The 26,305-nt window shown below is 45.6% G+C and carries 22 protein-coding genes and 1 riboswitch; of the genes, 8 read left to right on the top strand and 14 right to left on the bottom strand.

The window, feature by feature from the left end:
- The first annotated feature begins 278 nt into the window (after positions 1-278).
- Positions 279-1,898: a serine hydrolase gene (locus QZW82_RS07160; protein ID WP_293146535.1), complete on the top strand. Its 1,620-nt coding sequence runs from the start codon at positions 279-281 to the stop codon at positions 1,896-1,898.
- Between the two features lie 289 nt (positions 1,899-2,187).
- Positions 2,188-2,589, top strand: coding sequence for a hypothetical protein (locus QZW82_RS07155; RefSeq protein WP_293146533.1), 402 nt, complete (start codon positions 2,188-2,190; stop codon positions 2,587-2,589).
- Between the two features lie 391 nt (positions 2,590-2,980).
- On the opposite strand, the gene QZW82_RS07150 is transcribed toward QZW82_RS07155, so the two are convergent.
- The 5 genes from QZW82_RS07150 to QZW82_RS07130 all read right to left on the bottom strand — a co-directional run bounded on the left by QZW82_RS07150 (position 2,981) and on the right by QZW82_RS07130 (position 8,047).
- A complete protein-coding gene (locus QZW82_RS07150; protein ID WP_293146531.1) occupies positions 2,981-3,208 on the bottom strand; it encodes a hypothetical protein in 228 nt (75 codons plus the stop codon).
- A gap of 122 nt (positions 3,209-3,330) precedes the next feature.
- The gene (locus QZW82_RS07145; protein WP_293146529.1) at positions 3,331-4,857 is read right to left on the bottom strand and encodes a phosphomannomutase/phosphoglucomutase; all 1,527 of its coding nucleotides are present in this window, start codon (positions 4,855-4,857) and stop codon (positions 3,331-3,333) included.
- Between the two features lie 193 nt (positions 4,858-5,050).
- A complete protein-coding gene (locus QZW82_RS07140; RefSeq protein WP_293146527.1) occupies positions 5,051-5,956 on the bottom strand; it encodes a D-hexose-6-phosphate mutarotase in 906 nt (301 codons plus the stop codon).
- A gap of 374 nt (positions 5,957-6,330) precedes the next feature.
- A complete protein-coding gene (locus QZW82_RS07135) occupies positions 6,331-6,987 on the bottom strand; it encodes a peptidase M15 (RefSeq protein ID WP_293146525.1) in 657 nt (218 codons plus the stop codon).
- 73 nt (positions 6,988-7,060) lie between these two features.
- On the bottom strand, positions 7,061-8,047 hold the full coding sequence (locus tag QZW82_RS07130; protein ID WP_293146523.1) for an NAD(P)-dependent alcohol dehydrogenase: 987 nt from the start codon (positions 8,045-8,047) through the stop codon (positions 7,061-7,063).
- A gap of 90 nt (positions 8,048-8,137) precedes the next feature.
- Between QZW82_RS07130 and QZW82_RS07125 the strand changes: the two genes are divergently transcribed.
- Entirely contained in the window at positions 8,138-8,806 is a 669-nt protein-coding gene (locus tag QZW82_RS07125; RefSeq protein WP_293146521.1) for a TetR/AcrR family transcriptional regulator C-terminal domain-containing protein, read from the top strand.
- Between the two features lie 444 nt (positions 8,807-9,250).
- On the opposite strand, the gene obgE is transcribed toward QZW82_RS07125, so the two are convergent.
- The 5 genes from obgE to QZW82_RS07100 form a co-directional block, all read right to left on the bottom strand.
- A complete protein-coding gene (obgE, locus tag QZW82_RS07120; protein WP_293146519.1) occupies positions 9,251-10,291 on the bottom strand; it encodes a GTPase ObgE in 1,041 nt (346 codons plus the stop codon).
- Between the two features lie 323 nt (positions 10,292-10,614).
- Positions 10,615-11,490: a Mo-dependent nitrogenase C-terminal domain-containing protein gene (locus QZW82_RS07115; RefSeq protein WP_293146517.1), complete on the bottom strand. Its 876-nt coding sequence runs from the start codon at positions 11,488-11,490 to the stop codon at positions 10,615-10,617.
- Between the two features lie 706 nt (positions 11,491-12,196).
- Positions 12,197-13,270: a class I SAM-dependent methyltransferase gene (locus tag QZW82_RS07110; protein ID WP_293146515.1), complete on the bottom strand. Its 1,074-nt coding sequence runs from the start codon at positions 13,268-13,270 to the stop codon at positions 12,197-12,199.
- A 607-nt stretch (positions 13,271-13,877) separates the two neighbouring features.
- Complete coding sequence (gene iscB, locus QZW82_RS07105; protein WP_293146513.1) at positions 13,878-15,176, bottom strand: RNA-guided endonuclease IscB; 1,299 nt, start codon at positions 15,174-15,176, stop codon at positions 13,878-13,880.
- A gap of 286 nt (positions 15,177-15,462) precedes the next feature.
- Positions 15,463-15,774, bottom strand: a complete 312-nt coding sequence (locus QZW82_RS07100) for a 30S ribosomal protein PSRP-3 (protein ID WP_293146632.1) — start codon at positions 15,772-15,774, stop codon at positions 15,463-15,465.
- Between the two features lie 176 nt (positions 15,775-15,950).
- Between QZW82_RS07100 and QZW82_RS07095 the strand changes: the two genes are divergently transcribed.
- A complete protein-coding gene (locus QZW82_RS07095; protein WP_293146511.1) occupies positions 15,951-16,739 on the top strand; it encodes a TIGR01548 family HAD-type hydrolase in 789 nt (262 codons plus the stop codon).
- Between the two features lie 527 nt (positions 16,740-17,266).
- On the opposite strand, the gene QZW82_RS07090 is transcribed toward QZW82_RS07095, so the two are convergent.
- Positions 17,267-18,085: a tetratricopeptide repeat protein gene (locus tag QZW82_RS07090; protein WP_293146509.1), complete on the bottom strand. Its 819-nt coding sequence runs from the start codon at positions 18,083-18,085 to the stop codon at positions 17,267-17,269.
- Between the two features lie 82 nt (positions 18,086-18,167).
- On the opposite strand from QZW82_RS07090, the gene QZW82_RS07085 reads away from it, so the two are divergent.
- Complete coding sequence (locus tag QZW82_RS07085) at positions 18,168-18,917, top strand: cobalt-precorrin-6A reductase (protein ID WP_293146507.1); 750 nt, start codon at positions 18,168-18,170, stop codon at positions 18,915-18,917.
- 106 nt (positions 18,918-19,023) lie between these two features.
- On the opposite strand, the gene QZW82_RS07080 is transcribed toward QZW82_RS07085, so the two are convergent.
- Positions 19,024-20,247 carry a CapA family protein gene (locus QZW82_RS07080; RefSeq protein WP_293146505.1) on the bottom strand — a complete coding sequence of 408 codons (1,224 nt, stop codon included), beginning with the start codon at positions 20,245-20,247 and terminating at the stop codon, positions 19,024-19,026.
- A gap of 63 nt (positions 20,248-20,310) precedes the next feature.
- Here QZW82_RS07080 and QZW82_RS07075 point away from each other — a divergent pair, with 63 nt between their 5' ends.
- A complete protein-coding gene (locus QZW82_RS07075; protein ID WP_293146503.1) occupies positions 20,311-21,282 on the top strand; it encodes a metallophosphoesterase in 972 nt (323 codons plus the stop codon).
- Between the two features lie 350 nt (positions 21,283-21,632).
- Here the strand turns inward: QZW82_RS07075 and QZW82_RS07070 are convergent, their stop codons facing one another.
- Positions 21,633-22,043, bottom strand: a complete 411-nt coding sequence (locus tag QZW82_RS07070) for a DUF1636 domain-containing protein (RefSeq protein ID WP_366664982.1) — start codon at positions 22,041-22,043, stop codon at positions 21,633-21,635.
- A 21-nt stretch (positions 22,044-22,064) separates the two neighbouring features.
- A riboswitch (cobalamin riboswitch) is annotated at positions 22,065-22,228 on the bottom strand.
- Positions 22,229-22,370: 142 nt separating this feature from the next.
- Between QZW82_RS07070 and QZW82_RS07065 the strand changes: the two genes are divergently transcribed.
- Together QZW82_RS07065 and QZW82_RS07060 are read left to right on the top strand one after the other, a co-directional pair.
- Entirely contained in the window at positions 22,371-24,347 is a 1,977-nt protein-coding gene (locus QZW82_RS07065) for a serine/threonine-protein kinase (protein WP_293146501.1), read from the top strand.
- Positions 24,348-24,443: 96 nt separating this feature from the next.
- Positions 24,444-25,718, top strand: a complete 1,275-nt coding sequence (locus tag QZW82_RS07060; protein ID WP_293146499.1) for a serine/threonine-protein kinase — start codon at positions 24,444-24,446, stop codon at positions 25,716-25,718.
- Here QZW82_RS07060 and QZW82_RS07055 read toward each other — a convergent pair whose 3' ends face one another.
- A complete protein-coding gene (locus tag QZW82_RS07055; RefSeq protein WP_293146497.1) occupies positions 25,719-26,291 on the bottom strand; it encodes a type IV pilin-like G/H family protein in 573 nt (190 codons plus the stop codon).
- Positions 26,292-26,305: the final 14 nt, after the last annotated feature.

Genomic DNA, 26,305 nt, shown 5'->3' with positions numbered 1-26,305 from the left:
GAAGCATCAAGCTGCTGTTAAATATGGCAGTTTTGTAGTAGGCATAACGGAAGAATACACATCAAAAACCCGTTCAAAGTGTGGACAGAAATTCAAATGGCGCTTTCAATATCTTGTTGAAAGCTTTGAGAGATACCTCCTTGACAGGAGAGCTTGCAGCTTTTTCTGTCTTGCCATACACGGTAGTATCAGGCTTAGTCCTGGATTTGCCGGGTTAAATGTATCTGTTAAGCTAAAAAATCTTAAACTTGAAATTTACAGTGCAGAAGGAGTAAGACGTGGCAGAGCGGTTTCCCAAACGATCGATATTATCAGTGATGTCCTCGATAGCCTCTGCCAACTCCGGCCCGCAGCCGCCTCAATCCGGCGCTTCAAGCGAGTCTGGCAAATCCAGCCGTCGCCGCCCTCCCCAACCGCCAAATAGCAATTCCGAAATTCCCCCATCAGAAACTGCGACTTTCTCACCACAACCAAGCCGCAGCAAGAGAAGTAGAGCCAATTCTCCCGCACCTACCTCCGAAGAATTGAGCGCGCAGGACTTTTTGTCCAATCCCCAATCAGCAATTAATCCCAGAAAACCCAGAACCACCAAAACCACTAAAATTGGGGAGGCGAAGAGTCGCCAACCTCGCAAAAAAGGCCTCGCTGCTGTCGATATGTTCGAGTTTCCCGAACCGAATTCCCCTGTGGGCACTCCCCCCAGCAATCCCACCAGCGAACCCGAAACGACAACTCCCCCCCCACCCCGTAAAAGTCGAGCCAGCGCCCCACCAGAGAGCATTCCAGACCCGGTAACAGCCCCCAAGGTCAAAAAAGCCCCCGTGCCGAAACCGCGCCCGCAAGCGAATCAGAGACCGGGCAAACGCTCTGCAACTGGGAACGTGCCGCCGTTGGTATATGCTACTCGGTTGCTGATTTTGGGAGTTGGGATGGCGGTGATTTGCGGTACGCTGCTGTCAGTGGTGAATGCTGTGAGTCGATCGGGCGTAGTGACACAGGAAACCCCCGCAGGTCAGACAAAGCCAGCCGATAGCGCAGTTGCCGCCACCGCCACCCCAGAAGCATTGCAATTGAATCAAGAAATGGCAGCTTTGAAAACACAAGTTCAGGTGATAGCAACAGAAAATGCCACTTTGACAGCGGGAATATTTCTAGTTGATTTAGATACAGGAAGCTACCTAAATTTTAACGGCGATGCTCCTTTTGCTTCAGCGAGCACGATAAAAGTGCCAATTTTAGTAGCTTTTTTCCAAGCAGTAGATGAGGGCAAAATCCAGTTAGATCAAGTGCTGACGATGAAACCGGAACACATTGTCGGCGGCTCTGGCGATATGCAAGACGACGCACCGGGTGAAAAATATTCGGCCTTGGAAGTTGCGAAAAAGATGATTGTTGTCAGCGACAATACAGCGACAAATATGCTCGTTGAGTTGCTGGGAGGTGCGGAAGTTTTAAATCAGCAATTTGCCAACTGGGGATTGAGGGCGACGGTGCTGCGAAATAAGTTGCCAGATTTGGAGGGAACGAATACTAGCAGCCCGAAGGATTTGATAAATATTATAGCTCAAGTCGATCGCGGAAATTTGGTTTCGGTCAAATCGCGCGATCGCATTTTGCAAATCATGCGCCAAACCAAAAACGATACTTTGCTACCCAGAGGCTTGGGCGAAGGAGCAGTGATTGCTCACAAAACTGGCAACATCAATACAATGCTAGCCGATGCGGGGATGGTGGATTTGCCAAACGGCAAGCGTTATTTACTAGCAGTGATGGTAAAGCATCCGCAGGAAACCGAGAAACCAGCTCAAACATTGATTCGGGATATTTCTAAGATGAGTTACCGCTATTTGAACGACGGGGAAACACCCACCGATTCCAAAGTTAAAATCAAAAATTAATTCATTCAACCTAAAATAGGTTCGTAGTGAGGACTTCAGTCCGCATCCAAATCAGGTTCGTAGTGAGGACTTCAGTCCGCATCCAAATCAGGTTCGTAGTGAGGACTTCAGTCCGCATCCAAATAGGTTCGTAGTGAGGACTTCAGTCCGCATCCAAATCCGAGGACTGAAGTCCTCACTAACAAACATAAAAACCTGTAACTTCGAGACTATTGAGACAATTTTTAACTCTTCCGGTTATGTTACCGCAAGTCGCGTAAAGTTTACAAACTATAAATGAGTTTGTATTATGAAACTAACCACCCGACTTGCTTGTTTGCTAGCGCTCTCAACCTTAGCCGTGGGAGTCTCCCCCGCCTTCAGCAATCCTCTTCGCTCTTCTCAAACTGAATTCACGGATATTACAATTACTTCCAATAATATCGAACTGAATCGAGCAAAAAACTTAGCCCGTCAAGCAGCAGAGAATGCTAACGGCGGTTTAGGCCAATATCGAGCCGAAGCATCGATGCACGGCATTTCAGCCGAATCGCCTTTTGTTGAAAATGGTGACGGTACTTGGACATTTACTTTTCAAGGTTACAAACCCGGTTCATCTGTCTATACAGTTGAGACAGTTGTGACTGTTTCCCAACATGGCAGAATCACAGTCAATTACAACGGACGCATTCGTAGCTCCAACCGATTTTAACATTAGGACTCTTCTAGGTATGTAGTTGCGCTTTAGCGCTCTTTGTTCCTGAGATAAGGAAGAGCGCTGAAGCGCAACTACGTACCTTTTTGATTTTTCGGTTTTTTATCCTGAGATAAGGAAGAGCGCTGAAGCGCAACAACGTACCTTTTTTGATTTTAGGTACGTTGTTGCGATTCATCGCTCTTTACTCCTGATATATGAAAGAGCGCTGAAGCGCAACAACGTACCTTTTTGATTTTAGGTATGTTGTTGCGATTCATCGCTCTTTGTTCCTGAGATAAGGAAGAGCGCTGAAGCGCAACTACGTACCTTTTTGATTTTTCGGTTTTTTATCCTGAGATAAGGAAGAGCGCTGAAGCGCAACTACGTACCTTTTTTGATTTGAGATTTACAGAGATTCAAAATTAGCAGTAAAACCCTCTAAAGTCAAGCATTCATCCATAAAATCCTCTACATCATTGACATTCTCAAGTTTATATTCCATGATGCGTTGACCGTCGCCTTTCATCTTTTTGGAAGAAAGAGGCGTAGCCGGATATTTGTCAGCAATGACTTTGAAAGCTTTGGAATTGACAGTCCAGCTTTCCGCAGAACATTGAATGATTAAAAGCCACATAATAAAATCCCTCCTTTGCTAAGGTACGTAGTTGCGCTTCAGCGCTCTTTCATATAGACAACAAGAGCGCCCAAGCGCAACAACGTACCTAAAAAAACCTTTAGCAGCCAGGTTGCTGCAACTTAGCTCGATAGTGCCGACAAATCAAGGGATTCTGTTGTTTGGAAAAAAGCTAAAAGGCGATCGACTATTTGAGCAACACCACCCTTAACATTCGACTCAACATTCAAAGGCATCACCGGATCGTGCAGTGACAAGCGTAGCAGAAACCAGCCCGATTCGCTAGCTGACGTGCAGGAAACTCGCAAACCTTCGTAATTATTGGGTACAATTCCCCAGTCGGCTTGGGTTGAGACAAATTCTTGCAGTTGCTCAATGACGCTAGTTCCGTGGGCTTTGAAATCATCCACACCAATTTTAATCCGAAACTCTGCACTTTCTTCAGGCTCTTGTAAATTCGCAATCAAATCCGGCAAAGATTGATTAGCTAATTGGGATTTAGCCAATTCAATCAATAGTTTGCTAACCAAATAAGCGCCATCATCCAAAAAGTAATTTTCCTTCAAAGCGCCATGTCCAGAAGTTTCAATGGCTAGCCATGATTCCTGTCCCGCTGCATTGAGGCGAATCGACTCGTCAATCACATTTTTGTAGCCGCGTTTAAAGCGATGGTGAATTCCTTTCAAATCCTGTTCGATGAATTGCGTTAAACCATCGGATGTGATAGAATCCGTAACGACAGTCGAGCCTGGGTGCTCTTGTAGGACGATCGCCGAAATCAACGCGATTAACCGATTGCGATTCAGTTCCTTGCCAAATTGATCCACAGCCGCACTGCGATCGACATCCGTATCAAAAATAATCCCAAAATCAGCTTGATTGGCAATTACCGCTTGACAAATTGACTGCATTGCCTGTTTATCTTCGGGATTCGGCACGTGATTCGGGAATGTACCATCCGGTTCTAAAAATTGACTGCCCGTCGTGTCTGCACCTAAAGGCTTTAAGACTTTATCCACATAAAATCCGCCCGCACCATTCCCCGCATCCACAACAATTTTCAAGCCTGTCAGCGGCTGCTCAAAATTATCGGGATGATTGACTGATTCCCTAATCTTTTCGACGAATTGGTTGCCATAAACAGAGATAAAATCATGCTTGGTAATAGTACCGGGAACGGTGGCTTTTTCAAACTCATTGGTTTCGGCAAATGCTAAGATATCGGTAATATCTTTTTTTTGTAATCCACCCTTAGCAGTGAAAAACTTTAAGCCGTTGCGATTAAAAGGTAAATGGCTAGCAGTCAGCATAATCGCGCCGTCGCACTCAAAACCTGGGGTGATTGTACTCATAAACATGGCGGGAGTTGATGCCATTTCAAAATCATATACTGTAGAACCAACTGAGGCGATGCCGTCCATGACTGCTTGCATTAAAGTTGGCCCGGATAGGCGACTGTCACGCCCGATCGCAATTATCAACTTTTCGGCTGGTTTATTGACTTTCTGTACCAGCCAACTGACAAAGGATTGACCTAAAATTGTCGCAATTTCCGGCGTGAGGTTGACTGTTTCCCCTGGCACCCCTTCGAGGGCGATACCGCGAATGTCCGATCCATTTTGCAGTTTTGTCCAGTTGTAGTTTTGCATAATGATTGATGGTAAGTAGAAGGAAGAATGAAGAAGATAATACGGCGGTTGAAACCGAAGGATTTTTTAGGTACGTTGTTGGGCTTTAGCCCCAGATTCAGGGCTAAAGCCCAACAACGTACCTTTTTTAATGTGGCAATACAGATTACTGGGAATTATAGCCCCGTCACCGCTGACATTAAACTCTCATTCTTTAGTCGCGTTCAACGCTATAAACTGCCTGCAAACTAAACTCACCATGCGCGGGGACTTCCACAATATCCGTCGCCGCATTGGTCGTTTCCACGCAGATTAAACGCTGATAATCTGCATCATCAAGGTCGGCCATGTTTTTAGAAATTGTCACCCAGGGATTCCATACTACGGCGGATTTACTGCCAGATGATTTAATCCGAATCCGACGGTTGAGGGCGGCATCGTCTATGACGAATTCGTTGGTGACATCGAGATAAATTCGATCGACCTCACCGACAGCTACGACTGCACCTACTTGAGTTTTTTCCACTCCACCGTCAACTTTATCAAGATATTGGCTGTTTTCTAAACCCAACACCTGCACGCGGTTGATGTCTCCGACTAGAAAATAGGTGTGGAAGGCTTGGGTGAGGGGAAATGCTTTGTCGCCGAGATTGCGGGTGATTAATTCTACTGTGAGGGTGGTGCCGATCGTAATGGCGATCGCCAATTCAAAAGCTTGAGGCCACATCGCCCTCGTTTCCTCAGTATCCTTAAGCCCCAAAATCACTTGAGTTGCGCCCTCTGAAGTAGTGCTGGTTGACACCACATTCCAGAGGCGATTCCGCACAAACCCGTGGGCTGGGCGGCCCAAGCCTTCGGGATCTGGGCCAAACCAAGGCCAACAGATGGGTACACCGCCTTTGATGGCTTTCCCTTCGGCGTAGTAGGCTTTGTCGCTGAGGAACATCAAATCTGCGGTTTCGGTGGCTGGTTGGAAGGAGAGCACTTGGCCGGAATACACAGATATCAAGGCTTTGGCTTGGCCGTTGTCGATGTGAATCATCGGAAAACCACCGTTTCCGGCGGCGAAGGTGAGGTGGCCGGCAATGCCATAGTCGGTGTTTAATTGGTCAATACTCATGCTGTTGGCCTGGTTAACTGCTTCCCAATTATCTCAGGAGTTTACTATTTATGTTTAGCTATTTAGCAAGTAGTTTCAAATAGTAGCTTTGTAGGGTTATAAAGAAGTGAAATAGATATTAAGAGGATTTTACCACAGAGAGCGCAGAGGACACAGAGAGAGGAGGAATCAGCGGTTTTTCACGAAATCCAAAACCCTCATAACACTCTTCCCTCTGCGCCCTCTGCGTCCTCTGTGGTTCAAAAATCTTCTCTTAATGAAGTGGGACATATTTTAACATTCAGACTTTGTACCTGTTAGCTATTTAAGTCTTCCATAAAACACGACTGTATTATAACTAATAGCATAAATCTCCATTCTGTTACAAGCCCTGGTTAACTAGCTGGGTACAACTGCCGAATATACTCTTGATAAAACTGCTCATGTGACCCTGAAAAGTTTTCCATCCCAGTCTTTGTTAAATACCCACTCTTGCCAGTATGTGGATTTTGTACATAGCTGTAAATCACTTTTTTACGCTCTGGATTCTCAGACCAAGTAATGTTGAAAGCTGCGTAGTTTGGGTAAAATTCCATTGCTGAGTACGCATCAATACGATCGTGAATCCACCAAGCTAATGCTGTCCAATCTCCTGTCTGCTCGTAATAAGGAATAAAAGAAGTCACAACAACACAGGCAGTTGCACCCATATATCCATCCTTATCTTTGACATCCCAGATGTGTCCGGCATAATTTGCTTCATTACTGGCGCAACTATATTGATTTTGATTTTCCGCACCTATTTTATTGACAGCACTAGCACGGAAAGCGGAACGGACGCTGATTCGACCGAGTGCATCTTGAATTGGCTCAAGCACTTTTTCGCACAGATTTCTTCCGGCTTCAATTGCTAAATCTGGATCGTCTGGGATATTGGGAATATTTTCAATTTGTGAAATTTCAGAATACAGAAACTCACGCATAAAAAAACTCTTTGAAAGTTGGATACGTCCTAATTTTTCCAGAGATTTTACTGTTTGCGGTTTTCTCATGATTGTTCAAAATCTAGCAAGTAGTTTTAATTGGCTAACCTCACCCAAAAGCAAAATCAGCTAACTCTAAATATTAGAGTCCCACGGGCGCAACACTAATGGCGACTTTCCCCACCACCTGCCGCTGTTCGAGGTGACGAATTGCTGCGGGGACTTCGCTCAGATGGTAACGTCGATCGATCCACGGAACAATTTTGCCGGCTTCCAGCAAATCTCTCAAAATGACCAAATCTGCTTGAGTGGGAGTCAGGACAAGACATTTCACCTTGCGGCGACTCATGAGCGAAATCAACGGCCCAAGAAACAACATCACCTGAAACAGTCGCGTTGTTGAACCACCGATGAGGACGTAGGTTCCCGTGGGTGTCAAAATTGGCAGATAATTAAAGACCGATCGATAAGCCGCCGCATCCAAAATCAAATCATAGGTTTGTCCAGTTTTCGTCACATCCGTTTGGGTGTAATCAATGATACGATCTGCACCGATCGATCGCACCATATCCACTTTTTTCGTGCTACAAACCGCCGTCACCTCAGCCCCAAAAGCCTTCGCAATCTGCACAGCAAAAGACCCGACACCACCCGACGCACCATTAATTAAAACTCGTTGTCCTGCCTGAATCTGACCGGATTTGCATAACGCGTGAAGTGCCGTCAGTGCCGCCGCCGGAACCGCTGCGGCTTGTTCAAAGCTGATATTTGCAGGTTTGATTACCAATGCGTCTTGCGGCACACAGACATATTCCGCAAAAGCTCCAAACCCACACTCAGAGATGTCACCGAAAACCTCATCCCCAGGTCGAAACTGCGTCACATTCTGACCCACCGCCTCCACCTGTCCAGCAACATCCATCCCCAGTGTCTTGAATTTAGGTTTGCGGAGTCCGAAGGCGAGACGAGCGATGAAGGGCGTTCCGCGCATCAGATGCCAGTCCCCTGCATTCACAGAACTCGCATGGACTCGCACCAGGACACCATTGTCTTTTACCGCAGGCCGATCGACCTCCATCAGACTCAAGACATCCGGCGAACCATACTTCGTTTGAACGATCGCTTTCATGGTGTCACTCCTTTAGACTTATACTGTAAGTCTAACTTACGGCGTAAGTTTGTCAAGATATAGTTCAAGAATCGATTTGAGAAGAATTAAATGGCTAAGACGATCGACTCAAATACCGCGCCCCAAGTCCCTTTAAGCCGGGAACGGGTGCTGCGCGCGGCGATTCGCATGGCTGACGAGGGTGGCATTGAGTCCCTCTCGATGCGGAAGCTGGCTCAGGATTTGGGCGTTCAGGCGATGTCGCTGTACAACCACGTAGCCAACAAGGATGACATCATCAATGGCATCGTCGATATTGTTGCCGGCGAGATTGAGGTGCCGAGTCTGGGTGTTGACTGGAAAATTGCCATGCGGCGGCGGGCGAATTCTGCCCATGAGGTGCTGGTGCGTCATCCCTGGGCGACAATGGCGATCGTCTCGCGGGCTAATGTGGGGCCGGCAATGTTGCGCTATGTGGATGGGACGCTGGGCTGTCTATGCGAGGCGGGCTTTTCGCTGGAGATGGCCGATCGCGTTTGGAATGCGATCGACAGTCATATCTATGGATTCACACTTCAGGAGTTGAACTTTCCCTTCGAGGCGGCGGAGTATTCCGAAGCGGCCCAAACCGGACTTTCACTCATCCCCGCTGACGAGTTTCCTTATCTCAACAGGCTGACACATTACGTCATAGAGGGTCGTTATGACGGTATTCATGATTTCGACTTCGGGCTAGAATTGCTCCTCAACGGCCTCGATAAATTTCGAGACAAGGTTTGATTTTTGCCGATGGTTTCTAGATGAATACAGGATGATTTAACCACAGAGTACGCAGAGAACACAGAGAGAGATAAGAGAGATGAATACAGGAGGATGAAGAGCAGAATTGATATTATCTAAATTTCCGTTCAGCCTGATAATTCCGATAAGCTGAAGTGTATTTAAATTGTATAGTCGAGTTTAAGAAAAGTCCTGTGGGGAGTAGGGGTTGGGCGTATCGCCCGCCCAAAAAATCTAATTTAGATCCCCAATAGCTTATTGCCGGATTTGAGATGAGTCACCCAAAACTTTGAAACCCGATCGCCCGAGTCACCACCTAAACAGGAATCTTTTTTCGGCTGAGCACCTCAAACCCATACTGTGCAAGCAATACAGCCGAAAAAATTGACGCCTTAAAAAAAACACTTACCGGTTCGGGTAAATGCTCAAAAATCAAATATCAGACTACAAAACTCCGACTGCTAACAGCGCCTCCGCTTCACTCTCATTCATCTCATCGAGTTTCAGCCAAACTTGGTGCATCAACTCATCCAACCCAACTCGACTCACAGCCGAAATCATCAACACCGGAGCACCGCTGATTTCCTGCAATCGCGCGATCGCATTTCCAATTTCCTCATCCTCAAGATCGATCGCATCTACCTTATTAAAAGCCAAAATCTGCGGTCGATCGCCCAAACCTCGCCCGTAAGCTTTCAATTCTTCCTGAATTGTGATGTAATCGGCGATCGGATCTTCAGAAGTAATATCGACTAAATGCAGCAACAACCGAGTCCGTTCAATGTGCCGCAAAAACTCATAACCCAAACCCGCGCCCTCGTGAGCTCCGGCAATTAATCCCGGAATATCAGCAAAAACAGTACCGTCGCCAGTCGGTTTTTTGACTACGCCCAAGTTCGGAACTAAAGTTGTAAACGGATAATCTGCAATCTTCGGACGCGCCGCCGACAAAGCAGAAATTAGCGTCGATTTGCCAGCATTCGGCAAGCCAATAATTCCCACTTCAGCTAACAGCTTCAATTCCAAGCGCAAAAACTTATGTTCTCCTTCTTTTCCCGGTAGCGCATAATCTGGAGCGCGGTTAGAATTTGTCAGAAAACACTTATTTCCTAAACCGCCTTTACCACCTTTGGCAACACAAAAAGTCTGTCCGGGCGTCACCAAATCTGCTAAAATTGCCTGAGTTTCCGCATCGTAAACTACTGTACCGCAGGGAACCTCGATCGTGCGATCGGCTCCTGAAGCACCAGTCATATTCTTCGGCGCGCCCTTCTTCCCGTTTTCGCCTTTAAAAATCCGGTTGTACTGGAAATCCAGCAACGTTTGCAGGCTTTCCACCGCCACCATAAACACAGAACCGCCCCGCCCGCCGGTGCCACCACTTGGCCCCCCCGCCGGTATATACTTTTCTCTGCGAAAAGCTACCATCCCATCGCCGCCTTTGCCGGCTGCGACTTGAACATCTGCGCGATCGATAAATTGCATAATTTAATCAATAATCATTGGTCAATAGTCATTAGTCATTAGTCATTAGTCATTAGTCATTAGTCAGCAGTCATTAGTTATGATACCAGATCCAAGTACAATGTTTATCTTTTGGCGCGCAGTGCAAATCGTACTGGACTAATTAGTAGTCATTAGTTAATAACTTACAGTCATTAATCGAACATTTGACAAGAATGCCCAATGCCCTGCGCGAGCCTTCTTCCCAATGCCCTGTTTGGCCAATGCCCTGTTTGGCCAATGCCCTGTTTGCCCAATGCCCAATGCCCAATGCCCAATGCCCAATGCCCAATGACTAATGACTCTTAACAATATGACGATATATCTTCCTTACAATCATCTGCCAAATAGCAGAGAGCTCGAAAGCGCATCCCCACCAATTGTTCGTACAGCGGGTTAAGTTTGCACATCGCCGGAATGTGGACAATTTTGCGGCCGAATAATACGACATCTCGTTCAAACGGACACTGCGGTGGAATCATTTTGCAGACAAAACGTGCCACTCTCGGATCGTGAACTTCCCAGCCGTCAAGCCAGTCTTTCACGGGTGTCAGGACATTTTTCTGCTGAGGTTGAGGCCGCGCAGAAAGAGGTGTTGCTGCATAATCAACGGCTGTTTGGCTGCTTGATTCCTGCGGCTGCGTGCTGCTATCTTCGATCGTGTGTCGCAGAGATTCGATCGCCTCCACGTTATGACCCAAAGCTGTGCAAAACTTGTAAAGTACCTCGTCTTCACTCAGAGAGTAGGTACCGTCTGCTAAGGCTACCATGACTGCTGTTCTCAAAAAATTCTCCCCGTTGGCGGTGCCTGTCCCTAATACAGCAGCTAGTTCCTCTGCGGTAATCGGTTCAAAACCGGTCTCAAAAGATACCGGATTTAGTTCATCCTGAGTCAGGCTAGCAATCATTTTTTGCTCATTTTCGTCAAAGTTGCCGTCAGCCCAAGCAATTGTCAGCAATCCCCGCAGCCAAGCGGCAATCTCTCTATCCGTGCAGTTAGATTTTGCGTTACTCATCAGCGTTTCCAGTTGGATGATATACCAGTCAAGTTGTTGGTTTGGAGCGGGATAACTATTCCCCTCTAAATAATTTTTACTGGTTTTTTGCTCGATCGATCTTTTTGTGAAAGGTTTGTGCCCGAAGATTGCTCCAAACGCTTGTAGTGGACGTGTTAAAAGCATATTTGTGTCTCAGGAGCTTCGCCAATTAGCGAGCTAATCTATGGTTTAATCCTCTTCCCCTAAAGTGTCGTCTATCTGGAGGAATAGGTTTTGTTGATTCATTGTTAAGTATAGTTGCACCGATTTTAGATGGCGTATCGAATTTTACGTAATTTCAACGCCAGATCGACCCAATTTATCGCAAGCAATCACAGGTTTGCCAAGATAGGATCTAATCAGCAACCGGGTTTCTCACCCAGGGGCGATTTTACTTCGCTATGTTTACATTTTAATATATATATTTGTAAATTATTGTGTAGCAGCTCCGTAATATTTGACAACAAATCGGAATTATGCTGTGAAAATAAAAAGACTTGATGGAAGTATCAGGCTATCTCAAGGTTCTGATTGCTGGGATAGCTTATAAATCAGTCCCAGACCGAACAATCAAGGTACGTAGTTGCGCTTCAGCGCTCCGAAGGTACGTAGTTGCGCTTCAGCGCTCTTAGGTACGTAGTTGCGCTTCAGCGCTCCGGGTGGATCTAGGTTTTGCAGAAACACCATTAAAAAAAAGGTACGTAGTTGCGGTTTAGCGCTCTTTCCTGAGATTATAAAGAGCGCTGAAGCGCAACAACGTACCTCAGATCGAAGTTGTGCTGTCTTCGCTCTTTCCTAAGATTATAAAGAGCGCTGAAGCGCAACTACGTACCTCAGATCGAAAATGGTATTAGCTGCGACGGCACAAAATCCAGCGCAATTCCATGGGCGGCCGTCCATTTGCCATCGGGAAGACATCTCTACCTGTGGCCCAACTCGGGAACCAAGGCGTTGGCGGCCAGGCTTCTTTTGGCAGGTGGTGGCGTTCGTATTCCCACACCAATTCGTCGGATATTTGGACTAAGGGTAAGCCTTCCATGGCGGCGGCGAGCTCTTGGGGCGTGAATAAAGTAGACCATGAAAGTTGTGCAACTTGTCGCACGAGGGCGTCTGGCTGGTAGTCGCCGACGGTTAAGAATGTGCTGAAGAGCAACACGCCTCCGGGACAGAGGAAATCGCACATTTTGGCAAGGAAAAGCCGTACTTGATCGATGTCTCGAAAATGTGAGATGACTTCGGCTGCCACTGCCAACTGGTAGCGGGCTGGTTTCATCCGCATTAAGGGATCGAGTACGTCGCCTTCTGTTACTGTGACGGGAAGGTTTTCGGCGGTGGCGGCTGTTTGCAATTGTTCTGCAAAAGCTGGGGTTAGCTCGATCGCATCTACAGAATAGCCCAATCTCGCCAGCGGTAAGGTATTGCGCCCGGTACCGGCCCCCACGTCTAAGATGCGGATGCGATCGGGATTTCCCAATTTAGCAGCCGTTGCCATCAATTTTGCATCGGGATGGGAACCAAATAGAGGCGGTTCTCTAGTGTCAACCCAGCTTTTATATTGTTCTCCTACTGTTGAAGTAGTTACAATTACTTTGCAAGCTAAACCGGTTTGTGGCGGCTGCACAGATTCGTATTGCAGAATCATCATCGATGCTGTTGAAGTGCGGTAGCCCTGTTCTAATTTAGTAGCTAAAAGCTTTCTGAGTTCCTCTTTACGGTCTTCTGGAAGTGGTCTGTCGAGGGTGCTAAATAGCTTTTCGATTGACTTGAGATAGTGGTCTGCCATTCCCGGTACGCAGGGGAAAACTAATTCTCCGCGTGCGGTGACGCGAGTGTTAATTTTGTAGAGGATGGCTTGCTGGAGAATGTCGGGATTGACTACCAGCGGCATTTGTTCGGTTTGGTCGATCGTGCTTTCGGCGCCCATAAGTTCGAGGAAGAAGGTTCGGCAACGAGCAATGTACGGGATTTAACGGATGTAACGGATGGAATTTTGATCGAATTCGGAATTCGGAAGAGGCTATTGGTGTCAACAAGCGCGTTAGATGTAGTAGTCTTCTGTTTGACGCTTAGGCCTTCGATCCCCCCTAACCCCCCTTATTAAGGGGGGGACAAGAGTGAGTGTCAAAGTGGTTTTTTTTAAGGGGGATTTAGGGGGATCGAGACTTTGATACAAACCATAGATACAAAGGATTTTAGATGTAAGTAGATACGCTTTGGGAATAGGTTTGAGGGAAGTTTGTTGATAGCTGACTGTACAATTTCAGATTGTTAAAGAACCAGATTACATTGAAAAAATGCGGTTTGTAGTGAGGACTTTAGTCCGCATCAATTTCTGCGGACTAAAGTCCTCACTACAAACTTGTTTTTCGGAGATGATATTTAAGATATCGATCGGCTGTAGCGCATTTAAATTGTATTTTTCAGGACGAGGTGGAAAAAGCAAATCCTCTCGCCTTCTCCCCCTCTCTCGTTTTCCTGTCCGATCGCTAGAAATCGCTTTATTGGAGTAATTCCGAGTCAATGCGAGCAGATTAAAGCTCATAGCCATAGCCGTCACTCCTATGTACGAAAACTACATTGCTCATGGTTGAGAGACTTATTCTTGCGCCATCGATCAAAACCTCAAACCCTTTTGGAGTCGGTGTCTTGACTCTTGCCGTATAAGTTCCAGCTTTGACTTTTTTCCGGTTTTTGTCGATAGTAAACCTGACTACATCACCTGCTGCAATGTGAGTAAAAACAGTTTTAGCGTTTTTCACTGCCGGAAATCCCGAAGCATTAACTCGAATGGATTGGCGACTGCCATGACCTTTGCAGGTAATCAATAGAGGTCGATCGGTTCTAACTTGAATGCTTGCCCCAGACTCGCCAACACAAGCAGCATCAAGGCTGTGAGTTTTTTCAATACCTTGACGCGCTCGGTTCATTTTCGTTCTTGCACCTGAGGAGCATTTCACGTTCTGGCAAATAGATTTAGCCATTTTCACGATTGCGTATCTGGTTGAATTGACCGCAGCCGCATCTTTTAACGGTTTTGTGGAATTCTCTAAAACTTGATTCAAAATGTCAGGTGATTTTGCCAAGAAATCGCGAACGTCCAAGTTACCTTTTTTGACATTACAGACATGACAAGCTAGAGTTAGATTTCCTACGCGGCTACTCCCCCCTTTCGACGTAGGTTGAATATGCTCAACTTCTAGCGGTACGTTTTCTGTGCCACAGTAAGCGCATTTTCTACCCCACTTTTGCAACAAGTATTCACGCACTTCGTATCCTTGTAATTCACCTTGTTGGTATTCAACTCCATCTATTTCTGGATTAGCTAACTTTTGCGTATCAAACCGAACTTGTTCAATTTCGATCCAGGCAATTGGACAATACCGCATAAAGCGTTTAATCCAAGTTTCAACTGTTAGCACTCTGTGTCGGATTGATGGAGCTAGCCATCCCTCTGGCTTGGCACGATTCAAGCGTTTCTTGCGATAGCGTAAATTGCGCGAACGTCTTCCACGTCTAAACCCTGCCCGTTTAACTAAATCTAACTTGATTGCTTCTCCTCGATGATTTAGTTCTGCTCGAAACAAGATATCATTACCACATTGAATGGCAAACCCCGTCCACTGACTACCTGGGTCAATCTTGAGGATGTATTCCTTTGTTTTGATACTTTCGATAGTTTGTTGCTGGATTGCGACATAAGGAAATCTGCGAAAACTGGCAAGCTTCCCACGATTCTGTAATTCTCGGCATCTGCCGGGGTGAATCATATCTAACGGTTGCTTGTCTCCGTTGATTTGAAATACCCAGTTCTGTTGTTTCGTTGGTTGCATTTCTGCTTCACCTTTCGGGTGATGTTTGCTTTGAAAATGCTCCTGAGACTTGTCACTGGAAATAGTGTTTCACCCTCAGAAACTAGGCAATGTTCTATTTACCAAACCGCTTAGAACTAGCGAATCCTATTGGGGTTTTGACCTCAGGTAGCGTAGATCCCAAGGATCTTATTCTGGGGTAGCAGGGCTTTTATGCCTGGGGTAAACCGGAAACTCCGATTTACTCCATTTCTTTGCTACTCAGCCATCACAGGCAATTTATCTGGGTAGCAACTGAAAGCTAGGCTTAGTTGCTGCCAGTAAAAGTCACTTCGGGGAACCTTGACTGAGCTTCAGTCATCGGGCGCCGTCTGCCTTCTTCTTGCCAGTAGTTGATAACTTCTGTAGCTTGGTTGAGGATTTCGACGCGATCGTTGTCAGCAATCCAGTGTTTGGCTTCGAGTTCGTTTTTGAGTTCTTCCCACGCATCCTTGCGCGGCCAGAAAAAGTAAGATGTCAGCGGGCTAGTTCCTTTACCGACAACTTGGTCAACGGCGAGGGCAACATTCTCTTCTAGCCAGAGAACTTTTAAGATGAACTTGGACAAGCAAACCTCCAGGGTTCCGATCGAACTTATTAAAAATTTCTACAATCGCTAAGCGTAGCACATTCTGTTCAATAATGGGTCATTGGCGATTAAAAGTTTTGTCGGAGGGCTGGGTTTCCCGCTGTTTAGGGGCCCGAAACCAATAAAATTTGTGCAAAACTCCCCCCAGCTATAGGGATAATTAAGTTATGAGCAGATTTATTTTAGTTTTTGACATTGATGGTGTGGTGCGGGATGTGTCCGGTTCCTATCGGCGGGCGATCGCAGATGCGGTAGAACATTTCACGGCTGGTGCTTTTCGCCCGAGTTCGATCGATATTGACTCTCTGAAGTCTGAGGGTGTGTGGAATAATGACTGGCAGGCGTCTTTGGAGTTAGTTTGCCGTTATTTTGAGGGAATTGGGCGATCGCGAAATCAACTCGATTTCAAATATGACGAATTAGTCGCTTTTTTCCAAAGTCGCTATCGCGGGAATGACGATCAAAATTGGACTGGTTACATTTGTGACGAACCGCTGCTGTTAAATCCAGCTTACCTGGAAAATTTAACAATTGGAGGCGTTGCTTGGGGATTTTTTAGTGGCGCAATGCGCGATGAAGCAGCTTATGTTTTGCAAGGGAAACTCGGCTTAAATTCTCCCGTGTTAGTCGCGATGGAAGATGCACCGGGAAAACCAGATCCGACGGGACTTTTCGCGACTATTGAACAGTTGGAAAATCTGCACGGTTTAGAAAGCTATTTGCCCGTAATTTACGCCGGAGATACGGTTGCCGATATTTACACAGTGGTGAAGGCGCGGGAATTACAACCGAATCGGGTTTGGCTGGGCGCAGGAATTTTGCCGCCTCATATTTTGGATGATTCTGTTCGCTGTGAAGCCTATGCTGCGGCGCTGAAAACTGCTGGTGCTGCGGCGATTTTTAGGAATATCGAGGAGTTGAATGCTGCACGAATTGGAGAATTATACGGCGGTTGAAACCGCGTCGGTACATTGGAGAATTATACGGCGGTTGAAACCGCGTCTACACAAACAATGTCTGCCTCCGCAGACTTAAGAAAGACGGCGGTTGAAACCGCGTCTACACAAACGATGTCCGCTCAGACGGCGGTTGAAACCGCGTCTACACAAACGATGTCCGCCTCCGCGGACTCAAGAAAATAACATAATTTTAACCGTTTTATCTTCAACCCGCGTCGGCGGGTTTGGTTTGTGTAGACGCGGTTTCAACCGCCGTTTGATCTTCAACCCGCGTCGGCGGGTTTGGTTTGTGTAGACGCGGTTTCAACCGCCGTTTGATCTTCAACCTGCGGAGGCGGGTTTGGTTTGTGTAGACGCGGTTTCAACCGCCGTTTGATCTTCAACCTGCGGAGGCGGGTTTGGTTTATGTAGACGCGGTTTCAACCGCCGTATAATCTTCAACCCGCGTCGGCGGGTTTGGTTTGTGTAGACGCGGTTTCAACCGCCGTATAATCAACCGCCGTCTAATGAACCGCCGTATAATCTTATTTCAAGTTCAAGAATTTGTCTAAGGCGCTAACTACAACTGGCGGCCAGCGGCGGGTTTTTGCCACCCAATCGAGGTCTTTGTAGCGGGAATCGAGGCCGACTGCTGCTACCCAATTGCTCTCAGCTTCGCCGCGCTGTCCAGCCTCCCAAAGACAGGCACTGAGGGCTGCTCTCATGTCAGCAAATTGGGGATATCTGCGGACAATATTTTTCATATTGCGAATTGCTTCTTTGGTTTCCCCGTTTTGATAAAGCGCGAGGGCGTGATTGGCACGAGCAAAGGCGTATTCTGGTGCTAATTCAAAGGCTTTGTTGTAGTCTTTAATGGCTATTTCCCATTTGCCTAAACCTGCTTCGGCGTTACCTCGGTTGTTGTAGGCGGCTGGATCTTTGGGATCTAATTCTAGCACGTGGTTGTAGTCTGCGATGGCTTCTTCCCATTTTCCTAAACCTTCTAAAGCTGTGCCGCGATTTAGGTAGGGATCGGGGGCGTTGGGAGCTAGTTCGATCGCCTTTTCGTAGTCAGCAATTGCTAATTGTAGTTTGTTTTGGCTGACTCTCGAATTGCCTCGGTTGCTCCAAGCGGCTGCTTGTGAGGGAAATTTGTCAATAATTTCTGTCCACAAAGTTTCTGCGGCGGGAAATTTGCCTTCGTTTGTAGCTGCAAAAGCTTTCTGAACAAGTTCTCCTAATTCCTGCTGCTGAGGGGTGAGCTCTGTTGCTTGTACTTGTGCGGCGGCGGGCGTGATATTTCCCAACCAAACTAACCCGGTTACAATTAATACTGTAAAAAATGTGAAAAGTGAGCGAATCATCTTTGGTGGCAGTTGAAACTTTACTTAAAGATATTATTAACCAAAATTCTGGCTGTTGGTTCGATATGTTAGGACTAATTTTATGAAAAAACGCTTATTAATTTTGGGCGGAACGGGTGATGCTGTTGAATTAGCTGCCAGAGCTTCTCAAATTGCTGATATCGAGGTGATATCTTCGCTAGCAGGGCGGACGAAACAGCCTTTGACCCCAAAAACGGGTACGGTGCGGATTGGGGGGTTTGGTGGGGCCGTTGGGCTGGCTGAGTTTTTGCGTTGTAGCCCGATCGACTTTTTAATCGATGCGACTCATCCGTTTGCAGCGCAGATTTCAGCCAATGCTGCGGTGGCTGCGACTGAGTGTCACGTGCCTCATTTGATGCTGGTGCGCCCTGCGTGGGAGGCCGTGGAGGGCGATCGCTGGATTGAAGTCGCCAGCCACTCGGAGGCTGCAAAAGCTTTGTCAGGGCATTCTCGGCGGGTGTTTCTCACCATTGGGAGGCAGGAATTAACCCAGTTTGCGGGTTTGGAGGGTGTTTGGTGTTTGATGCGGGCGATCGATCCTCCGGCACCAAATACTCTTGTTCCTGATGGTGAGTTATTATTAGCAAGGGGGCCTTTTTCATTGGCGGACGAGCGGCAATTGCTCTTGGAATATCAAATTAATACAATTGTTAGCAAAAATAGCGGTGGCGCTGCGACATATCCAAAAATTATCGCGGCTAGGGAGTTGGGTATTCCTGTTGTAATGGTGCAACGGACTCCGATTCCCAATGTTGAGCGGGTTGCTGATGTGGCTGGGGCGATTGATTGGCTGATTCAGCAGTTGAGTTGAAACGAACCGCGAAGGCGCAAAGGACGCGAAGGAAGAGGGAGAAGTTGATTGGAAGAACTAATGCTTAAATTTAGCATGAAGAAGGACTAAAGTCCTCACTACGAACCTATTTTAGGGATTTTTTCGGAGTGCTGTTTAATGAGTTAAGATGATTGTTCATTTCTTGTAGATATGCTTTTAAAACTGGATACTGCGAAGTTGCTAGCAGCGGATCTTTTTTCTGGGTGATAGTTGTTTCTAACGGCAAAACGCGATACTTAGATTTATTGTTCAGGGTATAGCGGTGTACCCAAGTAGGAATTGTTTTGATATTGGTAATTTCTGTGGTTTTTTCGGGAAATATCTTGCGAATATTAATTTGCACAATTACGCCTAAATCTGTATAATCTTGGGTCTGCCCCGAGATGAAGTTTCCCATTGAATAAATTGCTACGGCCTTTCTGGTTTTCCCATTCTTTCCTTTGAATTTAAAGATTTTGTAAGGCTGGACGACGTGGGGATGGCTGCCGAGAATGATATCTGCACCAGCTTTTAAGAGGTTTTCAACTAATTGCTTTTGTTGGGGGTTTGGCTGTCGCTGATATTCGTCGCCAAAATGCAGCGAAATTGCGATCGCATCTGCTCCTTTTTTTCGGGCTTTGGCGATGTCTTTGATTATCTGTTTTTCGTCGATTAGCGAAACTAGGTAATCTTTGCCTTTGGGTATGGGGATGCCGTTTGTGCCGTAACTGTAGGCTAGCATGGCTAGCGATATGTTATTTTTGGTGACGATCAAAATCGTATCGCCCGCTGCTTTCGATTTGGCTGTCCCTGTTGACGCAAATTTGCGATCGCCCAAATTTGCGATCGTCCTCATTACCCCTATTTCTCCCCGATCCAAAGCATGATTGTTCGCCGTTGTCAAGATATTAAATCCAGCTTTTTTCGCAGCATCCAGTAATTGAGTCGGTGCGTTAAATAGCGGATATCCCGTATATCCGCCCGCATCTTCGCCCGCTAAAGGTGTTTCCAGGTTTCCCGTTACCCAATCGCCTTTTGACAGGATACTTTTAACTGGTGCGAAGAAGCTGTCAAAATTGTATGTTTGCTTTTTTGCATCGTAGCCCGAGATTGTTTGGGTAATGTGCATCATGATATCGCCGACAGCAATTAGTTGCGCTTCTTTAATCTCAGACTTGGGTTTAGCCGGTGCAGGTGTTGCAATTGGCGATGGCGTCCCGCCCCGCAAGCTACGGCTTTCTGTACGCTGCGTGTTGGTTTTTGGCGTTTGGATGTCGCAGCTTGCGATCGAAACCACGGCAATTAGCGAAAGCAACCGACGAAAATTCATAACTATATCATAGGAATTTATCGGCACCTATGATATCATGAAAAAATTAGTTACTATCCAAAAATGAATAAAAAATATTTAATTATTGCCTTTATTGTTTTTGTTTCGATCGCGAGTTTTGGTATTTTAACTTATGCTCAAGATTCAGGCGATCGACCTTTTGAATTTGCCTTAATTGGCGATTTGCCTTACAGTGCAGAACAAGAAGCAAAATTTCCAAATTTGATTGCCGATATCAATCGATCGCCCGCAACATTTGTCGTCCACGACGGCGACATCAAAAACGGTTACACTGTCTGCGACGATGCAGTTTTTATTAAAACCAAGCAGTTATTTGAAAAATTTGAGATACCGTTTATTCTCACCTATGGCGATAATGATTGGACTGACTGTCACCGTTCAAATAACGGCAGTTACGATCCAGTAGAAAGGCTCGCTAAACTGCGGGAAATCTTCAGCAAAGGTACTCAAAGTTTGGGAAAGCGCACCTTAACCCTCACCCGTCAAAGCGAAAACCCGCAGTTTGCTAAATATCGCGAAAATGTCCGCTGGACATATCATGGAATTGTGTTTTTGGCAATTAATATGCCCGGAAGCAACAACAATTTTGGCCGCACGCCCGAACAAGATAAAGAATATGTCGATCGCAATTTCGCTAATTTAGCCTGGATTAAAGAATCTTTTACCTCAGCCAAACGCAGCAACAGCAAAGGAATCATATTAATTGCCCAGGCAAATCCAGGATTTGAACTCGATCCGGCAAACAAAAGAAGAAGCGGGTACAACGATTTTATCGCAACTCTGGAAGCAGAAACGCGCAATTTTCCAGGACAAGTCGTATTCGTACACGGCGATACTCACTATTTCCGCATCGATAAACCTTTACCCCGTTTTGACGATGACACTCAACTCCCGAGATTGCAAAACTTTACTAGAGTTGAAACTTTTGGTTCTCCCAACGTGCATTGGTTGCGCGCTACTTACGATCCAAAAAGTCCTAATGTATTTGAATTTCAACAGCGGATTGTTCCGTAAAATTAGCCAATTTAACACCAGCTTTATGAAAGATATAGCGCTTATCAGAAAGATAAGGTACGTTGTTGGGCTTCAGCCCTCTTATAAGGTACGTTGTTGGGCTTTAGCCCTCTTATAAGGTACGTTGTTGGGCTTTAGCCCTCTTATAAGGTACGTTGTTGGGCTTTAGCCCTCTTAGTCTAGTGGTTATACAAGCTGCCAATCATACCTCAATCTTTTTTAGAAATGCTATATCTGAATACAGTTTACTTAAGATTGTCATTGCGAGGAACTAAGCAATCTCCGTATCTATTTTTCATAGGGTTTTACCCCCAGAACAGTCTTAAGTAAACGGTATTGAACTTTTATCTCTAATTTCCCAGCGGTGGAATCTTAGCTAAAACACCTTTTTTCAGAGCTTGAGGACGCTCAGACCAAGGCAATAAACCATCCGGTTTCGCATAGTATTGACCAGCGCATTCAAGCACAGCCTCGACACTTTCCGGTTCATTTGGAGGCAAATCACCAAACAGATAAGTATACTTTCCAGCAGCAGCAAAAGAGACCGCACAAGAGTGACTGCAAGCACTCATGCACTCAACTTCCCGAATATCAAACTGCTCGGAAAATTCCCAGTCTTGAGCGAGTTTAGATAAATCTTCCATGAATTGTTGACCGCCACTTTTACCTTGGCGCTTGCCATCTTTCCAAACACTAGCGCAAGCAGTGCAAACCAAAAGACTGTGTTTTGTGCGTACAACCGTGTTAGTTCCATTCATCATCCATACCTCGTAGATGCGTTCAAAAGTGAGTTAGATATCGGCGGGCATTCTGACTTGAGAGGTAAAGGACTTAAGTCCTTGTACAAACCTCGTTACAGTTGCGGGACAGCGCCGGACTTGCACCGAACTTTCCCCGTTTCCTCTAGCGGCTGCTCCCCGCTAGAACCGATCGCGAATTCAAATCCTATCACACTTGCCGCCCTTTCCCAAAAAAGTTATGTTGGTAACAGCGATTTTTAATATCTACCCACATAAATTAACCCGGTTCGTAGCAAGGACTTTAGTCCTCTGATATTTCTGCGGACTGAAGTCCTCACTACAAACCTTATGAACGCTTTTCCCGACTTTTCCACACACGACTATCAAGTAACCCGCGAACTCGGATACAACAGTTTGGGCGGCCGCGTCACCTATCTCGCCACAAAAATTAACACAACAAACTCCGTTGTGATTAAGCAATTTCAATTCGCCCAATTAGGTGCTAGTTGGACAGAATACGAAGCTTACGAACAGGAAATCAAAGTGCTGGAAAGTTTGGATTTCCCTGGAATTCCCCGCTATCTCGATGCTTTCGGGACTGACAGCGGATTTTGCATGGTGCAGGAATACAAAAATGCCGAAAGTGCGATCGCCCGTAATTTCTCGCCGCCGGATATTAAACAAATTGCGATCGCCACTTTAGAAATTTTAGCTTACCTGCAATCCCAAAAACCGCCCGTAATTCACCGCGACATCAAACCGGAAAACTTGTTAATCGACGACGAGTTAAATGTTTACCTAGTAGACTTCGGTTTTGCCCGCTTAGGAGGTGGAAACATCGCGGCTAGCAGCGTAGTCAAAGGCACAATGGGATTCATGCCGCCAGAGCAAATGTTCAACCGGCAATTAACAGAAGCATCCGACCTTTACGGCTTGGGCGCGACGCTGATTTGCTTGTTGACCGGTACAAAATCTGGGGATGTCGGCAACTTGATCGACGATAATTATAGCATTCATTTTCGGCATTTAGTACCGCCGTTGCAGCAGGGTTGGATGAACTGGCTGGAAACAATGGTAGCGCCCAGAATTCAAGATAGGTACAAGTCGGCGGCTGATGCTTTGACGGCTTTGAGGTCTCTTGATGCCAGCAGTTTGCCGAAAGTGAGGCTTGAGCGCGATCGGCTCGAATTAACCGCTACAGAATATGGAGAAATCGTAACGCAAAAAATCGCCATTAGCAACCCAATTCCCGATACAATACTTTGTGGCAGGTGGGAAGTTGCGCCACATCCAAACGATCCGCCACACACGCCCTACGACCACTCTTGGATCTCCTTTGAACCGCCGTCATTTGATAGCAATGAATTAGAATGTCAAATTACGGTAGATACGAGCAAATTGCTGGCAATTAAAACTTACAAACGCCAAATTATTCTGCGCGCCAATTCCGAGCCAGAAACTCATACAATAGAGTTGCAAGTCACCACATCTGCCCTACCAGTACCGCAAAAAACTAATGCTGTGTCATTAGGCAGGCTGGCTTTTATATGCAGTTTTATTTTGTCAGGTTTTATGCTACACCAGATTTCTAGCCCCAATTTTTTTGACGACAAAGCAACCGAAAATTATATTGTTATTGCCACTTTTGTGAGTGTATTATTTGGGTTTTCAGTTTCTGAAATCACAATCGTGGCAAAGTTAAACAAATACCATTCTAATTGGTTCGGAGCATTGTTTGTAGGGGCAATGGCAGCTATGTTGTCCTTGATAATTGCTTTAATATCTACTGATTATTCAACCTTTAATAGTAATATAATTTATCGGTTTCTTGTTATAGTGGTTGTTCCTATATCATTAATTCTACTTGGAGCTTTAGTCGGCAATATAATGAGTGTTAGAGTTGTAGTAGTTTCGCTGTTTTTATTCCTTTCATTGTGTTGTTTGACGTGGCCGTCATTGTTGCTGGTTATTCTGCCGATGGCATTTGTGATGTTGATATCCGCTTTGGCTTACGCGATAGTCAATCCGATTGCTAACAATCTTGTTTCCGAGCAGATAACCAGAAAAGCCCTTAAATTAGATGCTGCCAAAATAGCCTTTCTTACTGCGGGATTTTGTACTAGCTTGGGAGCAGCATTTCCACTTTTTTTTAAATTGTGTACTCAATTAGAATGGGTGGAACCAATGGAAATGATAGCTGTAGGAGGAACGACAATGGCATCTTTAGCCGTCACTGCAATTCCCTTAATTGACCTGATTGTTTTTAAACCAAAAAGGATTATTGCCAAGTATCGCAAATCTCAACCAAATTTAATTAAACCGTAAAAACTTTTTTCTACTAAGGACTTTAGTCCTCAAGGACTGAAGTCTTTACTACAAACTCAGGACTGAAGTCCTTACTACGAACCTTATAAATTACCTATGAATTCTTTCCCAGACTTTTCCAACTACGGCTATCAAGTAACTCGTGAACTCGGACACAACCGCGCAGGTGGCCGCGTTACCTACCTCGCCACCGAAATTAATACCAAACGTTCCGTCGCCCTCAAACAATTTCAATTTGCCCAAACAGGCGCTAATTGGACTCAATATCAAGCTTGCGAACAAGAAATTAAAATTTTGCGGGAACTGGATCATCCCAGCATTCCTCGCTATTTAGATTCCTTCCAAACTGCGTCGGGTTTCTGCATGGTTCAGGAATACAAAGATGCCAATTCCCTCGCTACTTCGCGCCAGCAAACACCGCAACAAACCAAGCAAATTGCTATTTCTGTGTTAGAAATACTCAAATACCTGCAAAATCGGGTACCACCCGTTATCCACAGAGATTTGAAGCCGGAAAATATCTTGGTTGATGACAGGATGAATGTCAGCCTTGTCGATTTCGGATTTGCTAGAATTGGTGGGGGAGAAGTGGCAGCTAGCAGCGTTGTTAAAGGCACTTTGGGCTTTATGCCGCCCGAGCAAATGTTCAACCGCCAGCTAACAGTCGCATCCGATTTATACAGTCTCGGCGCGACGCTAATTTGCTTGTCGATCGGGATCAATTCTACCGAAGTTGGCAGCTTGATGGACGAGACGGGGCGGATTAATTTTAAACATCGCTTACCGCAGCTAACTCCAGAATTTCTTGATTGGCTGCAAAAAATGGTGGAACCGAATTTTAAACACCGCTATCCTTCGGCGGATGCTGCCCTCAATGCTTTGATTCCCCTTGAGGTAGTTCAGCAGCGCAACAACTCAAAAATGGTACTGATATCAGTCGGAGTATTAACAGCAATTGCTGCTATTTTTATTGCGTTATTCTGGAAATCTCCCGAACCTCAAACAGCAGTCGATCTCAAACGAATAATCAACACACGAAAGTTAAATCCTCAGACTCAAGTGATGTTAACTGACGAATTAGCATCAACCAAAACTAGAGATGTTTGGTCTTTGAAACAAAAGAATAAAGTCTATTTTGCGGTAAGTGCTACTGAATTGCCAGAGGGTGAATATCGAGGTTATTGTAAAGTTATAAATCCTCAAGGACTATTTGCAGCCCAAAGTCAATCTTATTTAAAAACGACGGGCGATCGATTAAATACTTGGTGTTGGTACAACTTTCAAAAAGATGACAAACCAGGAAATTGGAAGTTTGAATTTTATTTAGATGGTCAAAAAGTGGTGCAAAATAGTTTCAAGGTTTTACCTTAATTATTTAAGCAGCATAGTTGTTCCTGGCTGGCAGTGAATTTTTTTACCGTCAAAAGTTGGCGGACTCCAAGTTTCTGCATAACTTGCGTTAATACTATCGCTCTCGCAAATGGCAGCAATAGTTATCATATCGCTACCCGGTTCTTTAAAAGCAAATACTGCGCCCGTGTAGGATTTTCCGTTCATATCATTAGGTTTGGCAATTGCGATCGCGCTTTCAAATTGTGCTGGTTCGCGTTGATTTTGTAATGTTTGAACTGGCCCCATTGATGACACGATCGTGTAATTATAGTTCTTGGTCTGTTGTTCAAGTCCCACACCCAATGTTGCAATGGAATCGCTAAATTGACCGTTTTCTGCATAGTAAGCTTGCTGCCCTTTATTGATGCCATTAATATATTGTTTTGCTTCTGAGGATTTCGGTTCCGAGGAGATGAAAAATGTATTGAGTTTGAAGTCATAAAATGATGCTATGATGCCAGCCACAACAGCACTGTAAATCGCTATTCTCGGCAGCAAACTGGATACTGGCAATCTCGATTTTTTACTGGCTTTAGTTAAATTTGCTGACATTTTTTTAGTGTCAT

Source organism: Microcoleus sp. bin48.metabat.b7b8b9.023 (genome assembly GCF_013299185.1).
GTDB lineage: Bacteria > Cyanobacteriota > Cyanobacteriia > Cyanobacteriales > Microcoleaceae > Microcoleus.
Note: the sequence above shows the minus strand (reverse complement) of the source record. Positions and strands in the feature narration are given on the sequence as shown.